This is a genomic window from Microbacterium resistens NBRC 103078, assembly GCF_001552355.1.
Taxonomy (GTDB): Bacteria; Actinomycetota; Actinomycetes; order Actinomycetales; family Microbacteriaceae; genus Microbacterium; species Microbacterium resistens.
Map to the genome: position 1 here is coordinate 1 of NZ_BCRA01000008.1, position 14,736 is coordinate 14,736.

13 protein-coding genes are annotated in these 14,736 nt (G+C 71.2%); 5 read left to right on the forward strand and 8 right to left on the reverse strand.

Annotated elements, in window-relative coordinates:
* The 3 genes from dnaG to dusB all read right to left on the reverse strand — a co-directional run.
* A partial coding sequence (gene dnaG / locus MR1_RS01170; protein WP_067242633.1) for a DNA primase occupies positions 1–1,352 on the reverse strand: 1,352 nt, incomplete at its 3' end.
* A complete protein-coding gene (locus MR1_RS01175; protein ID WP_231820700.1) occupies positions 1,352–2,740 on the reverse strand; it encodes a deoxyguanosinetriphosphate triphosphohydrolase in 1,389 nt (462 codons plus the stop codon). The genes dnaG and MR1_RS01175, both read right to left, overlap by 1 nt.
* Before the next feature lie 4 nt (positions 2,741–2,744).
* On the reverse strand, positions 2,745–3,905 hold the full coding sequence (gene dusB, locus MR1_RS01180) for a tRNA dihydrouridine synthase DusB (RefSeq protein ID WP_067242637.1): 1,161 nt from the start codon (positions 3,903–3,905) through the stop codon (positions 2,745–2,747).
* 109 nt (positions 3,906–4,014) lie between these two features.
* On the opposite strand from dusB, the gene MR1_RS01185 reads away from it, so the two are divergent.
* A complete protein-coding gene (locus MR1_RS01185) occupies positions 4,015–4,509 on the forward strand; it encodes a glutathione peroxidase (protein WP_067242639.1) in 495 nt (164 codons plus the stop codon).
* Positions 4,510–4,722: 213 nt separating this feature from the next.
* On the opposite strand, the gene MR1_RS01190 is transcribed toward MR1_RS01185, so the two are convergent.
* Positions 4,723–5,430: a DsbA family oxidoreductase gene (locus MR1_RS01190; RefSeq protein WP_067242641.1), complete on the reverse strand. Its 708-nt coding sequence runs from the start codon at positions 5,428–5,430 to the stop codon at positions 4,723–4,725.
* A gap of 53 nt (positions 5,431–5,483) precedes the next feature.
* On the opposite strand from MR1_RS01190, the gene MR1_RS01195 reads away from it, so the two are divergent.
* A complete protein-coding gene (locus MR1_RS01195; RefSeq protein WP_067242643.1) occupies positions 5,484–6,056 on the forward strand; it encodes a P-loop NTPase family protein in 573 nt (190 codons plus the stop codon).
* A 2-nt stretch (positions 6,057–6,058) separates the two neighbouring features.
* Here MR1_RS01195 and MR1_RS01200 read toward each other — a convergent pair whose 3' ends face one another.
* Both MR1_RS01200 and recO read right to left on the reverse strand, forming a co-directional pair.
* Positions 6,059–6,898 (reverse strand): isoprenyl transferase, encoded by an 840-nt coding sequence (locus MR1_RS01200; RefSeq protein ID WP_067242645.1) that lies wholly within the window; start codon positions 6,896–6,898, stop codon positions 6,059–6,061.
* On the reverse strand, positions 6,895–7,623 hold the full coding sequence (gene recO, locus MR1_RS01205; protein ID WP_067242647.1) for a DNA repair protein RecO: 729 nt from the start codon (positions 7,621–7,623) through the stop codon (positions 6,895–6,897). The genes MR1_RS01200 and recO overlap by 4 nt, the downstream gene beginning before the upstream one ends.
* Before the next feature lie 36 nt (positions 7,624–7,659).
* Between recO and MR1_RS01210 the strand changes: the two genes are divergently transcribed.
* Complete coding sequence (locus MR1_RS01210) at positions 7,660–8,355, forward strand: trimeric intracellular cation channel family protein (RefSeq protein ID WP_067242649.1); 696 nt, start codon at positions 7,660–7,662, stop codon at positions 8,353–8,355.
* Positions 8,356–8,490: 135 nt separating this feature from the next.
* Here MR1_RS01210 and leuA read toward each other — a convergent pair whose 3' ends face one another.
* On the reverse strand, positions 8,491–10,245 hold the full coding sequence (gene leuA, locus MR1_RS01215; protein WP_067242651.1) for a 2-isopropylmalate synthase: 1,755 nt from the start codon (positions 10,243–10,245) through the stop codon (positions 8,491–8,493).
* Between the two features lie 256 nt (positions 10,246–10,501).
* Here leuA and thrC point away from each other — a divergent pair, with 256 nt between their 5' ends.
* Both thrC and MR1_RS01225 read left to right on the forward strand, forming a co-directional pair.
* Positions 10,502–11,923: a threonine synthase gene (gene thrC / locus MR1_RS01220; protein WP_067242653.1), complete on the forward strand. Its 1,422-nt coding sequence runs from the start codon at positions 10,502–10,504 to the stop codon at positions 11,921–11,923.
* Positions 11,924–11,960: 37 nt separating this feature from the next.
* Positions 11,961–13,739: a DUF2207 domain-containing protein gene (locus MR1_RS01225; RefSeq protein ID WP_067242654.1), complete on the forward strand. Its 1,779-nt coding sequence runs from the start codon at positions 11,961–11,963 to the stop codon at positions 13,737–13,739.
* Between the two features lie 16 nt (positions 13,740–13,755).
* Here the strand turns inward: MR1_RS01225 and MR1_RS01230 are convergent, their stop codons facing one another.
* Positions 13,756–14,736: an NADP-dependent oxidoreductase gene (locus MR1_RS01230; protein ID WP_067242656.1), complete on the reverse strand. Its 981-nt coding sequence runs from the start codon at positions 14,734–14,736 to the stop codon at positions 13,756–13,758.

Below are 14,736 nucleotides of genomic sequence, written 5' to 3' on the forward strand. Positions count from 1 at the left end.
GGGCGCGCCCCCTGCTCGCGCCCCTCCGCCGCCCGGGGGGTCTGCCTGCGCACCTCCGCGTGGACGTCGTCCGGGTCCATCCCGAGGCGGCGCGCGAGAACGCGCTCGTACTCCGGGCGAAGGAGCCGATCGCGGATCTCCGCCACGATCGGCGCGGCGGCACGGAGAGCCCCGACACGCCCCTCGACGGTCGCGAGGTCGTAGGACGCGAGCCTCCGGTCGATGACGAACTCGAACATCGGCACCTTCGCAGAGAGGAGGGACCGCACCGCCGCGTCACCGCGCTGCAGGCGCAGGTCGCAGGGATCCAGGCCGTCCGGCGCCACCGCCACGAACGTCTGCGCAGTGAAGCGGTTGTCCTCGGCGAAGGCGCGCAGCGCCGCCTTCTGTCCGGCCTCGTCGCCGTCGAACGTGAAGACGACCTCACCGTGCGCGGAGTCGTCGCCCATCACCCGGCGCAGCACCTTGATGTGCTCCGCGCCGAACGCCGTGCCACAGGTGGCGATCGCGGTGGTCACCCCGGCCAGGTGGCAGGCCATGACATCGGTGTAGCCCTCAACGACCACGACCCGTCTCGGATCGCCACGGGAGATGTCGCGCTTGGCGAGATCGAGCCCGTAGAGCACCTGGGCCTTCTTGTAGATCGGCGTCTCCGGCGTGTTCAGGTACTTGGGGCCCTTGTCGTCCTCGTACAGACGCCGGGCGCCGAAGCCGATGGTCTGCCCGGTGACGTCGCGGATCGGCCATACGACGCGGCCGCGGAATCGATCGTAGACGCCCCGCTGCCCGGTCGACACCAACCCGGCCGCGCTCAGCTCGTCACGGGTGAAGCCCTGGGCGGTCAACGCCTTGAGCAGCCCGTCCCAGCCGCGCGGGGCGTATCCCACGCCGAAGTGCGCCGCGGCGCCCGCGTCGAACCCGCGCTCGCCGAGGAAGCGGCGGGCCGACTCCGCCTCGGCGCTGAGCAGCTGGCCGCGGAAGAACTCCGCGGCCGCGGTGTTCGCGGCGTACAGCCTGCTGCGCCCGCTCGTCTCCGGCGCAGCGCCGCCGTCCTCGTAGTGCAGGGTGTAGCCGATGCGCGCGGCCAGCCGCTCCACCGCCTCGGTGAAGCTGACGTGGTCCATCTCCCGCAGGAACGAGTAGACGTCTCCGGAGGCGCCGCAGCCGAAGCAGTGGTAGAAGCCCACCTGCGGCCGCACGTGGAAGCTGGGGCTCTTCTCGTCGTGGAACGGGCACAGGCCCTTCATGGAGCCCACGCCCGCGGACTTGAGCGAGACCCGTTCGCCCACGATGTCCGCGATGTTGGTGCGCGCCTTGACCTCGTCGATGTCGGCCTGGCTGATGCGCGGCATCAGTGCACCTCGACGGCGTCCGCGCCGCGTGCGGCGTGCGCCCGGCCCGCCGGCCGTGCATGCCGCGGCGTCCAGATGCCGACCTCGGCGGGATCGATGTCCCCCACCAGGCGGTTGTGCCAGTCGACCGCGGTCTGGTCCGTCAGGCTCGCGATCTGGTCCACGACCACCCGCGCTCGCTCCGCATCCGTCTCGGCCGCGAGGAAGTCCGCGGCGAACGCCGGCTCCAGCACGTCGGCGCCCGCACGCCAGAGAGTGTCCGTGGACCACAGTGCATCGGCCAGCCGCTTGAGAACGCGGCGCTGCTCCTTGTACACGCCGCGGCGCGCGTCGATCGTGACGATCGCCTGGCCCATGATCCCCTTCAGCACGGCGATCTCGGCCTCGATCACCGGAGGCACCACGACGTGCGCGCTGTACCGCGCCAGCCTCGGCCCCTCGTAGGCCTCCCGGGTCGCGGAGACCGCCGCGCGGGCGAAGCGCCCGATGAGGTCGCTGGTGAGGTTCTTCAGCCGCGCCAGGTCCCGGCGCGAGCGGTCGAAGGACTTCAGCCACATCGGCTGGCAGGTCAGCCGGTACAGAGCGTCGGCCAGGTCCTCGCGGGTGAAGTCGTAGCCCACCCACTGCTGGATGCGACCGATGAGCGCGTGGTGCTCGGCGGGATCGGCGAGCTTGGCCACATCCAGGTAGCCGTTGACGATCGCGTCCTCGAAGTCGTGGACCGAGTAGGCGATGTCGTCGGAGAGGTCCATGATCTCGGCCTCGATGCAGCGCAACCGCCCCGGGGCGCCCTCCCGCATCCAGCGGAAGACCGCCTCGTCCTCGGGGTACACCCCGAACTTGAGACGCCCTCCCGGATCCGGGAGCGGGTTGTCCACCGTCCAGGGGTATTTGCACGTGGCGTCCAGGCTCGCCCGAGTGAGGTTGAGCCCGACCGAGTGCTCGTCGTCGTCGAGCACCTTCGCCTCGAGGCGGGTCAGGATGCGGAGCGACTGGGCGTTCCCCTCGAAGCCGCCGATGGGCTCGGCCCACTCGTTCAGCGCGCGCTCGCCGTTGTGCCCGAACGGCGGATGGCCGAGGTCGTGGCTCAGGCAGGCCGTGTCCACCACATCCGCCGAGACGCCGAGCGCGATCGCCAGCTCTCGGCCCACCTGCGCGACCTCGAGCGAGTGCGTGAGCCGGTTCCGAGCGAAGTCGGCGGTGCTGGCGGGACTGAGCACCTGCGTCTTCGCAGCCAGCCGACGAAGCGCTGCGGAGTGCAGCACCCGCGCGCGGTCCCGCGCGAAGTCGTCGCGTTCGGAGCGGTGCGTCTCGGCGAAGAACCGGGCGGCGTCGTGGGCGTCGTAGCCGTCGCCGCGGGCCGCGCCCGCACGGACTGCGCCGCTCACCGTCTCAGCCGCCACTGTTCTCGATCTCCGCTCCGCGCATCATCGCCCCGGTCTCCGCAGCGATCTCGCGGGACTCCAGCCAGCCGTCCGGAAGAGCCGTCCGCTTCGGCGACCCCGCACGGCCGCGCTGCCCCTCGGCGGCAGCGCCCGGATAGGGCGCGTCCTCCAGCGTGCCGAGAAGGTCGTCGATCTCCGCGAGCGTGGAGACCCGGGCGAGCGCGGCCCGCAGATCCCCGCCGACCGGGTAGCCCTTGAAGTACCACGCGACATGCTTGCGGATGTCCTTGCACCCGCGGTCCTCGTCCTCGAAGAAGTCGACGAGCAGCTCGGCGTGCCTCCGGAACGCCTCGGACACGAAACGGAGGGTCGCGTCGACCGGCGGACCCGCGGAGCCCTCGGGACCGAGAGCCGCCGCGAGCTCGCCGAACAGCCACGGCCGCCCGAGGCAGCCCCGGCCCACGACGACGCCGTCGCAACCGGTCTCGGCCATCATCCGGACCGCGTCGTCGGCGGACCAGATGTCGCCGTTGCCGAGGACCGGGATCGAGGTCACCGCCTCCTTGAGCTCTCCGATGGCGCTCCAGTCCGCGTGGCCCGAGTAGTACTCGGAGGCGGTGCGCGCGTGCAGCGCCACCGCGGCCGCCCCGGCGTCCTCCGCCGCGCGCCCCGCGTCGAGGAAGGTCAGGTGGTCGCGGTCGATCCCCTTGCGCATCTTCACCGTCAGCGGCACGGAGCCCGCGGCCTTGACCGCCCGCTGCACGATGTCCGCGAACAGCGACCGCTTCCACGGCAGCGCCGCTCCCCCGCCCTTGCGCGTGACCTTCGGCACCGGGCATCCGAAGTTCAGGTCGATGTGATCGGCGCGGTCCTCGGCGACGAGGATGGTCACGGCCTCGGCGATCGTCGCAGGATCGACGCCGTACAGCTGCACCGACCGAGGAGTCTCGCTCTCGTGATGCTGGATGAGACGCATCGTGATGGCGTTGCGCTCGACCAGCGCGCGTGAGGTGATCATCTCGCTGACGTACAGTCCCGCACCGTACTCCCGGCACAGGCGCCGGAAGGCCGTGTTCGTGATCCCCGCCATCGGGGCGAGGACGACGGGCGCCTCGATCCGGATCGGACCGATCTGCAGCGGGCGGGCGGGAGCGGGAGCAAGAGTCATGGCCCCTCCATTCTCCCAGATGAGCGACCCCGGTGGCGGCGAGCGGCCGCCGCCGGGGAACCGCGCAGGATCGGGCCTCGAACACCGCCGCGCGCGTAGGCTGAGGAGCATGACGAGTGCCGATGTCCGCAGCATCCCGTTCACCGACGCCTCGGGCGCCCAGACGACCCTGCAGGATCTCGACGCCGATGTCGTCCTGGTCGTGAACGTCGCGTCGAAATGCGGTCTCACTCCTCAGTACGCGCAGCTCGAAGAGCTGCAGCGCACATATGCCGACCGCGGCTTCACGGTGCTCGGCTTCCCCTGCAACCAGTTCTTCGGCCAGGAGCCCGGCTCGATGGACCAGATCCTGGAGTTCTGCTCCACGACGTACGGCGTCACGTTCCCCGTCAACGACAAGGTCAAGGTGAACGGCCGCAACGCCGCCGAGCTCTACAAGGCGCTCACCCGGACTCCCGACGCGAACGGCAAGGCCGGTCGCGTGGAGTGGAACTTCGAGAAGTTCCTCGTCGGCGCGGACGGCTCGATCCAGCGCTTCCGGCCGAAGCAGCGACCGGATGACCCGGCAATCGTGTCGGCGATCGAGGCCGCGCTCACGCGCTGACCCCGTCCTCTCGGCCCCGCGAGGGGCCCGCCACGGGCAAGCCGAACGCGCGGGCGTCCGTCGTGCGGTTCCAGCCTGAGGGGACGTTCACGATCGTCCCCTTCAACGACACGCCCGCGCAGGAGGCCGTCTGGCCGGCGGGGCGGATCCTGCGCAGGCGTGAGCCCGGAGATCCGCGCCCACGCCGGCGTCATCCGGCGTCGGGACCGCGCGTCAGGCCGTCTCCGGCTCGCGCGCTCCGTCCGCAGTCGCTCCGTCCGCACGCTGAGCCCACAGGTCGCGGAGCAGGTTCTCGAACGCGGCAGGCGGCTGCGCCCCGCTGACGCCGTACTTGCCGTCGATGACGAAGAACGGCACGCCCTGGATGCCGTAGGCCCTCGCCTGCTCCTGATCCTGCCGCACGTCCGCGAGGTGACGCTCGGACTCCAGAGCGAGGCGGGTCTCGTCGGCGTCCAACCCGACCTCGGCGGCGAGGTCGACCAGATCGTCGATCCGCCCGACGTGGCGCCCCTCGGTGAAGTACGCCGCCATGAGCCGCTCCTCCATCTCGTGCTGGCGGCCGTGCGCCTTCGCGTGGTGGAGCAGCTCGTGCGCCTTCACCGTGTTCGTGTGCTGGAGCAGGTCGAAGCAGTACTCCAGACCCGCTTCACGCGCGACCCCGGTCACGCGCTCGAGCATCTGCTGGACCTGTTCGCGCGGCATCCCCTTGTGACCGGAGAGGAAGTCGATCTCGTCGCCGTCGAAGTCCACCGGCGTGTCCGGCGAGAGCTCGAACGAGTGGAACGTGATCTCCACCTCGGGGCTCTGGTCCCCCTCCGCGTCGCGGAGCGCCGCGAGGCCCTTCTCCAGGTTGCGCTTGCCGATGTAGCACCAGGGGCAGGCGATGTCGGACCAGATGTCGATCGAGATGGGGTTGCTCACATCTTCATGCAACCGCATCGAATCAGGATGTATTCCGTTGGTAGCATCCTCGGATGCCCTCGCCCCCGGACGCCTCGCCCGTCCCCCTGCGTATTCTGGTCGCCGGGATCACCGGCGCCGGGAAGACGACGTTCGCGCGGCGGGTGGCCGCCGCGGCCGGAGTGCGACACGTCGAGATCGACGCGCTCTTCCACGGCGCCGGGTGGACGCCGCGTCCCTCCTTCCTCGACGACGTCCGTGCGTTCGCCGCCGAGGAGCGCTGGGTGACGGAGTGGCAGTACACGTCCCAGGGCACGGACGCCGTTCTCGTGCCCCGAGCCGATCTTGTCGTCTGGCTCGACTATCCGTGGCGCATCGTGCGGGCACGGCTGATCCGCCGGACCCTCGCCCGCCGCATCCTCCGCACGCGACTGTGGAACGGGAACACCGAGCCGGCGATCTGGACCCGCGCCGCATGGACGGGCGAGGACGACATCCTCCGCTGGCAGCGGCGCACCCGTCACAAGTGGGACGAGCGGATGCCCGAGATCATGCGTGCGCACCCCGATCTGCCGATCGTGCGCCTGCGGCATCCGCGAGAGGCGCGACGCTGGCTGCGCGCTCTCTCCGCCGCCCGTCCGCGCTGAGATCAGGCCGGTGGGTCCGCCGTGTCCGGGGCGTCCACCGCGCCGCCGAAGCGACGATCGCGGGACAGATACACCTCGATCGCCCGCCACAGCTCGCGGCGCGAGAAGTCCGGCCACAGGGTGTCCAGGAACACCATCTCGGCGTAGGCGGATTGCCACAGCAGGAAGTTGGACGTCCGCTGCTCGCCCGAGCTGCGCAGGAACAGGTCGACGTCGGGCATGTCGGGCACGTAGAGGTGGCGGCGGATCGCCTTCTCCGTCACGGCGCTGGGCTTCATCCGCCCGGCCTTGACCTCGTCGGCGATGGCGCGGACCGCGTCCACGAGCTCCACCCGACCCCCGTAGTTGACGCACATGGTCAGCGTGAGCACGTCGTTTCCGCGGGTGAGCTCCTCGGCGAACTGCAGCTCCTTGATGACGCTCCCCCACAGCCGCGGCTTGCGACCGGCCCACCGCACCCGCACGCCCCACTCGTTGAGCTGATCGCGGCGCCGGTGCAGCACGTCCCGGTTGTAGCCCATGAGAAAACGCACCTCCTCCGGGGAGCGCGCCCAGTTCTCGGTGGAGAACGCGTAGACCGACAGGTGTCGTACGCCCGCCTGGATCGCACCGGCGACGACGTCGAGCAGGACCTCCTCACCGGCCTTGTGCCCCTCGATGCGGCTGAGCCCGCGGCGATTCGCCCACCGCCCGTTGCCGTCCATGACGATCGCGACGTGGTTCGGGACGGCGGGGAAGGCCGGCGGCTGCTCGCCGGTCCAGTCCAGAGGGCGGTACGGCACCGCATCACGGTGCGTGTACGGCTTGGGGGAACGGGGGTGCTGCTGCGCGCGAGGGGTCACCGCGCTCCTTCCACGTGGGCGAGCGAGCGGATGCCGCGCTCGAGGTGCCATTGCGCGTACGCGGCGATCAGACCGGACGCGGCGGACGCGTCGGCGGCGGCGGCCGCATCGACGCGGCTCCAGTCACCGGCCATCAGGGAGCGCAGCAGATCGAGCGCCGACGCCGCGATCCGGGCGCTGCCCGCCGGCGCGCAGTCCTCGCACACGAGCCCGCCCATCTGCGCGACGAACGTGGTGTGCGGGCCGGGTCGCGAGCACCGGGCGCAGTCGCCGAACGAGGGCGCCCATCCCGACAGCGCCATGACGCGGAGCAGATAGGAGTCGAGGATGCTGCGCGCGGCGTGCTCGCCGCGCGCCAGCGCCCGAAGGCCGCCCACGAGCAGCAGGTACTGCTCCGGCGTGGCCTCGGCGTCGTTGAGCCGGTCGGCGGTCTCGACCATGGCGTTCGCCGCCGTGAACCGTTCGTAGTGCAGCGCGATGTCGGCGCCGTAGGAGCCGAGTGACTCGGCCTGCTGCACGATGTCGAGCGAACGCCCTTCGTACAGCTGCACGTCCGCGACCATGAACGGCTCCAGGCGCGAGCCGAACTTCGAGGAGGTGCGCCGGACCCCCTTCGCGACCGCACGGAGCTTGCCGTGCCGTCGCGAGAGCATCGTGACGATGCGGTCCGCCTCACCGAGCTTGTGGGTGCGCAGGACCACCGCTTCGTCTCGGTAGGTCGGCATTGTTCGATTATCCCTCGCGGCGGGGACAATGGAGGGGTGACCGATCCGCTCTTCTCCATTCCCCTCTGGGCCGACCTGCTGGGCGTCGGCCTCGGCGGCGTCCAGGGCGCGATGTTCGCCTCGGGGTTCCAGGGACAGCGACGGCTCGATCTGCTCGGAGTGGCGATCATCGGCATCATGATCGGCATGGGCGGCGGTCTCATCCGCGACATCCTGATCGGCCAGCCGCCCGCGACGCTGCAGAGCAACTGGTATCTGCTCACCGCCGCCGGTGCCGCGCTCGTCGGGATGCTGCTGGCGGGCGTCTTCCAGCGGCTCAACGCGGTGATCGTCGGCCTGGACGCGGTCGTCATCGGGATGTTCGGAGCCTTCGGCACGAGCAAGGCGATCGCCTTCGGGATCCCGCCGGTGCCCGCGGTCTTCATCGGGGTGTGCGCGGCGGCGGGCGGCGGCATGCTCCGCGACGTGCTGATGGGCCTTCCGGTGGCCATCATGCACGTCGGCTCGCTGTACGCGGTGGCGGCCGGCGCCGGCTGCGCCTTCATCGTCGTGGCCCACGGGCTCGGGATGGGCATCGTCCCCGCGGCCGTCGTCGGCATCGCCGTCACGGCCGTCATCCGGGTGCTGGCGGTCGTCTTCGACCTCTCCCTCCCGGAGCAGCGACGCCTGCACCGCCGCAAGGTGGCGGCGGAGACCGGGCTCATCCCGATCATCAAGCCGTCCGCGGACTGATCCGAGCGACGCGCCGAGACCCCCTTTCCACGCCGAGACCCCCCGCACGCGCGCTTCCCCGGAGGGGTTTCGGCGGGCGGAGGGGGTCTCGCGAGAGAAGGATCGGATCAGAGGGACCGGATCGGACGGATCGGGTCAGACCGCGGCGAGCTCCGCCGCACGGGCCCGGATCGACCGGTTGACGCCCGACACGATCGCCTTGAGCGACGCGGTCGAGATGTCGCCGTCGATCCCCACGCCCCACAGGCGCTGGTCTCCCACCTGCAGCTCCACGTACGCGGCGGCCTGCGCGTCGCCGCCGGAGCTGAGAGCGTGCTCGACGTAGTCGTAGACGGTGATGTCGAAGCCTTGCGCGCGCAGCACCTCCACGAACGCCGCGACGGGCCCGTTGCCGGAGCCGGACACGGCGAGCTCCTGCTCGTCGTCGCGGAGCACGACGTCGAGCACCACCTCGCCGGACATGTCGCTGCGGGTCTGCGTCGCGAGGAGCTCGAACCGCCCCCACTTGTCCTCGGACGAGGCCGCCGGCAGATACTCGTCGGAGAAGATCGACCAGATCTGCTCGCTCGTGACCTCGCCGCCCTCCGCGTCCGTCTTCGCCTGGACGACGCCCGAGAACTCGATCTGGAGCTTGCGGGGCAGGTCGATCGCGTGGTCGGCCTTCAGGAGGTAGGCGACCCCGCCCTTGCCGGACTGCGAGTTCACCCGGATCACGGCCTCGTAGGAGCGCCCGAGGTCCTTCGGGTCCACCGGCAGGTACGGCACCGCCCACTCGATCTCGTCGACGGAGACGCCCTCGGCGTCGGCCCGGGCGGCCATCGCCTCGAAGCCCTTCTTGATCGCGTCCTGGTGCGATCCGCTGAAGGCGGTGAAGACCAGGTCCCCCGCCCACGGGCTGCGCTCGGGCACCGGGAGCTGGTTGCAGTACTCGACGGTCCGCTTGACCTGGTCGATGTCGCTGAAGTCGATCTGCGGATCGATCCCCTGCGTGAACAGGTTGATCCCGAGCGCGACGAGGTCCACGTTCCCGGTGCGCTCCCCGTTGCCGAACAGGCAGCCCTCGATGCGGTCGGCGCCCGCCATGTAGCCCAGCTCCGCGGCGGCGACCGCGGTGCCGCGGTCGTTGTGCGGGTGCAGCGAGAGGATGACGTTCTCGCGGTGGTTCAGATGACGGCTCATCCATTCGATCGAGTCGGCGTAGACGTTCGGGGTCGCCATCTCCACGGTCGCCGGGAGGTTGATGATCACCTTGCGCTCCGGCGTGGGCTCGAAGACCTCGAGCACCTGGTTGCAGATGTCCGCCGCGAACTCGAGCTCGGTGCCGGTGTAGCTCTCCGGCGAGTACTCGTAGTACACCGCGGTCTCGGGAATGCGCTTCTCGTACTCGCGGCACAGCCGGGCCCCGTTCAGGGCGATGTCGATGATCCCCTGCCGGTCGGAGCGGAAGACGACCTCCCGCTGGAGGACGCTCGTGGAGTTGTAGAGGTGCACGATGGCCTGCTTGGCTCCCGCGATCGCCTCGTAGGTCCGCTCGATCAGGTGCTCGCGCGCCTGGGTCAGCACCTGGATGGTGACGTCGTCGGGGATCAGGCCCTCGTCGATCAGCTGGCGGACGAAGTCGAAGTCCGTCTGGCTCGCCGACGGGAACCCGACCTCGATCTCCTTGTAGCCCATCTGCACGAGGAGTTCGAACATCACGCGCTTGCGCTCGGGCGACATCGGGTCGATGAGGGCCTGGTTGCCGTCCCGCAGGTCGACCGCGCACCAGCGCGGAGCCTGCGTGATGCGATTCGACGGCCAGGTGCGATCCGGGAGGTCGACCCGGATCTGCTCGTGGAAGGGCCGGTACTTGTGGACCGGCATGGACGAGGGGCGCTGCGTGTTCTTCATGAGGGGCGTTCTCTTCTCGGGTCTCGCGGGAGTCGGGCCAACGCGAACACCGCGACGAGGTGGGCCCTTAGAACGAGGACTCGTCGCGGCGGATAAGGAGAAGCAGAACGCCCGCGCGCATGCGGCCATGCTAGCACCGACGTTCCGCCGGGCGCACACTCCGCGTCATGGAGGCCCGGAGCGGGCGCGGTTCCTGCGAGAATCGAAGGGCGCGCCCGTCGCGCGGCCCGACACCCCGAACGATCGAGGAGCATCCGTGCACTACATCTCCACCCGCGGCGGCGGGGAGCCGAGGACGTACGTCGAGACGCTGCTGGAGGGTCTGGCCTCGGACGGCGGGCTGTCGGTGCCCGCTTCGCTGCCGACGGTGTCCGCCGAGGAGCTCGAGTCCTGGCGCGGGCTGGACTACGCCGAGCTGGCGACCGAGGTCCTGGGCCGCTTCGCGACGGACATCCCCCGCGAGGACCTGGCGGCGCTGTGCCGCGCCGCATATGCGCCCGAGGTGTTCCCGACCCCCGTGCCGCTGCGGGCGATCGACGGCGGGATCACGCTGGTCGGCCTCTCCGAGGGCCCGACCCTGGCGTTCAAGGACATGGCGATGCAGTTCCTCGGACACGCGCTGGAGTACGCGCTGGAGCGCACCGACGGCGTGCTGAACATCCTCGGCGCGACGTCGGGCGACACGGGCTCCGCCGCCGAGCACGCGCTGCGCGGCAAGGACAGGATCGGCGTCTTCATGCTCTCCCCGCAGGGCCGGATGAGTCCGTTCCAGCGCGCCCAGATGTACTCGCTCCAGGACGACAACGTCCACAACATCGCGGTCGAGGGGGTCTTCGACGACTGCCAGGACCTCGTCAAGCGCCTCTCCGGCGATCTGGCGTTCAAGCAGGCGCAGCATCTGGGCGCGGTGAACTCGATCAATCTGGCGCGCATCACGGCGCAGGTGGTCTATTACTTCTGGGCCTGGCTGCGTGCCACCGACGCCGTGCCCGCGCCGCACCGTGCCGACAGCGCGGTCTCCGTCACGGTTCCCTCCGGCAACTTCGGCAACATCCTCTCCGGGTACTACGCGAAGGGGATGGGCGTGCCGATCCGGCGGCTCGTCCTCGCGGCGAACGAGAACAACGTCCTGGACGAGTTCTTCCGCACCGGTGTGTATCGTCCGCGGTCGGCCGCAGAGACCCTCGCGACGTCCAGCCCGTCGATGGACATCTCCAAGGCCTCCAACTTCGAGCGCTTCGTCTACGACCTGTTGGACCGCGACCCCTCCCGGGTGCGCGCCGCGTGGGCCGAGCTCGCCGAGACCGGTGCGATCGACCTCTCCGCAGAGCTGTCGCGCCTCGACGGCGAGTTCGGCTTCGCCAGCGGGACGAGCACGCACGAGGACCGTGTCGCCACCATCCGAGCGGTCCACGCCGCCTCGGGCGAGGTCATCGACCCGCACACCGCCGACGGGGTGGCCGTCGCACGCCGCTTCGTCGAGGACGGGGTGCCGATGCTGGTGCTGGAGACGGCGAAGCCGGAGAAGTTCGCCGACACGATCCACGAGGCCCTGGGGATCGACCTGGACTACTCCCCCGAGCTGCGCGCCATGCTCGACGCCCCGCAGCGGGTGACCGAGATGCCGAACGACGAGCAGGCGCTGCGGACGTACATCGCCGAGCACGCCCGGCACTGACCCGGACGCGCCGCCCGACCGGGTTAGCCTGGCCGACATGGCGAAACGACTCCGAACCATCGTCCTGGCCGTCGCCGCCCTGGTGCTCGCCGCGGTCGCGGTCGCCGTGCCGTCGGCGGCGACGGCGGATGTGAACGACTTCCGCTATTCGTCGTGGGACGCGCGCTACGAGCTCGGCATCGACGACGCGGGTCGCGCCTCGCTGCGGGTGACGGAGACGGTGGTCGCCGAGTTCCCCGAAACCGACCAGAACCGCGGCATCGTCCGGGGCCTGCCGGAGAAGTACCGCGGCGTGCCGATCTTCCCCACCGTCGTCTCCGTGCGGGACGCCGACGGCGCGTCGGTGCCGTATGAGACCGACTCGGAGGACGACGTCCTCTTCATCGCGATCGGGGACGACTCCTTCCAGCACGGCTCGACGACGTACGTCATCGAGTACACGATGCGCGATGTGGTGCACCGGCCGGACGACGCGGACGTCGACGAGTTCTACTGGGATCTGCTCCCGCTCGACAGCACGCAGCCGGTCGACGCGTTCCAGGCCACGATCCAGTTCTCGGACGCGCTGGCGGGCCGCCTGACCGGCGATCGTTCGTGCTATCGGGGCGGCTACGGCTCGCGGGACACTTGCGAGATCGCCCCGGACGGAGCGGGCGGCTTCCGCGTCGGTGCCCGGGATCTGCCCGCGGGTGCCGGGATCACGGTCGCGTTCGCGATGGAGCCCGGGACGGTGGAGCCGTCGCCGGCGAGCAGGCCGGACGCGGTGACCGACGTCGTGCCGTACGCGGTCGCCGGCGGTGGAGCGCTCCTGGTTCCGGTCCTGGGGGCCGTCGCGCGCGGCGCGGTCCGCCGTCGCCACCGCGCGCAGGGACGCGGTGTCGTCGTCGCGCAGTACGAGGTGCCGGCGGCCCTTCCGCCGCTGCTGGCCGGCGAGCTCCTCGGTGCCGCCTCGCGGGCGACCGCCGCCGAGATCGTGCATCTCGGCGTGCACGGCGCCCTCCGGATCGAAGAGGGCGGGAAGAAGCCGACGCTCACGCTCCAGGATCCCGCGCGCATCCCTGACCCGCTGGACGGTGCGGCCCTCGCCGCGCTGTTCCCCGCTCGCGTCGCCGGGACGCGCCTCGACCTCGCCGAGCCCGACAACGCCGTGGCCGGACGCCTCTCCCGGCTGCCGAAGGCGGGCCGCGACGCCGCCGAGCGACGCGGCCTGATCCGTCGGGCGCGCTCGCGCACGGCCGTCGTCATCGGCATCGCGGGCGTCCTCGCCGGGCTGGTAGCGATCGGGCTGAGCGTCCCGGGCCTCGTCGTCCAGCGCGACGCCGCCATCGCCGCCTTCGTGATCTCGATCCTTCTCACGGCGGTGCTGATCGTCATGGCCGTGGTGATGTCGCAGCGCATGAGCCTGCTGACCCCGGCGGGAGCGGAGGCCTGGGAGCACCTCCAGGGCGCACGCGAGTACATCCGCCTCGCCGAGGCGGATCGGATCCGGATGCTCCAGTCCTACACGGGTGCCGAGCGGCGCCGGGACGGCCAGGCGGACGTGATCGTGCTGTACGAGCGCCTGCTCCCGTACGCCATGCTCTTCGGGATGGAGAAGGAGTGGGGCCGCGTGCTGGCCGTGCACTACGAGAGCGAGGACGCCGCCCCGTCCTGGTACACGGGGTACGCCATCGGGTCGCTGGGGTCCTCGCTGTCGCGCATGGGATCCTCGCTCCACGCCACGCCGGTCGCGTCCTCCTCGTCCTCCTCCAGCGGATCGTTCGGCGGAGGCTTCTCCGGCGGCGGAGGAGGCGGCGGCTTCTCCGGCGGACGCTGACCGCCCGAGGGCGGAGCTAGGGGGTCAGGGCGAAGGCACCGCCCGGGTGCCCCTGGGCGAGCAGGCGCAGCGCCGCCGGCGCCTCGGCCAGGGGGAAGGTGCGCGACACCGGCACCTCCAGCTCGCCGCGTTCGGCGAGCTCCACGAGGCGCCCCCGCGCGTCGTCGCGGAACCGGGCGCTGTCCGGCCGGGATCCGGCGATCCACCGGAACCCCTCCGCCGACGCGCGATCCGCGGCGGCGATGGTGACGATCCGCGCCCGATCCTGCACGAGCGCGAGCGACGCCTCCACGGCCTCGTCCGTGCCGACGGCATCCCACGCGGCGGACAGGGGGCGTCCGATCTCGGCGGCGATCGTCCGCACCCGGTCGATCAGGCCCGGCCCGTAGACGACGGGATGCCCGCCGAACCGGCGCACCCGGTCCGCTCCCGCAGCGCTCGAGGTCCCGATGACGACGGCGCCGATCCGCCGGGCCTGCTGCAGCGCGCTCATCCCGACCGAGCCGGACGCGCCGTGCAGGAGCACGAGGTCGCCGGCCGAGACCTCCGTCACCGCCAGCATCTCGGCCGCCGTCGTCCCCGCCAGCAGCAGGTTCGCCGCCGCGGGATGGTCCATCCCCGCCGGCTTCCGGAAGGCCTTCTCGGCCGGGATCGTGAGCGCCGAGGCGTAGCCGCCCCGGACCCGGAAGGCGATGACCTCGTCCCCCTGCGCCGCCGGGCCGGAGCCGATCCGGGTGACGGGCTCTCCGGCCGTCCCCGGACCGAGGGCGACGATCTCTCCCGAGACCTCGTAGCCGATCGGCACCGGCCACTCGACAGCGGGACCGGTGGAGCGCGGTGCCGCGACGTGCTTCGCGTCCGCGGGGTTGACCCCCGCGGCGCGGACCCGGATGGTCACCTCGCCGGGTCCGGGGTCGCGCACCGGGGTCTCGATGAATCGCCAGGTCTCCGGAGCTCCCCAGGACGGGGCGACCCACTGTCGCGCCGTGCCCGCCAT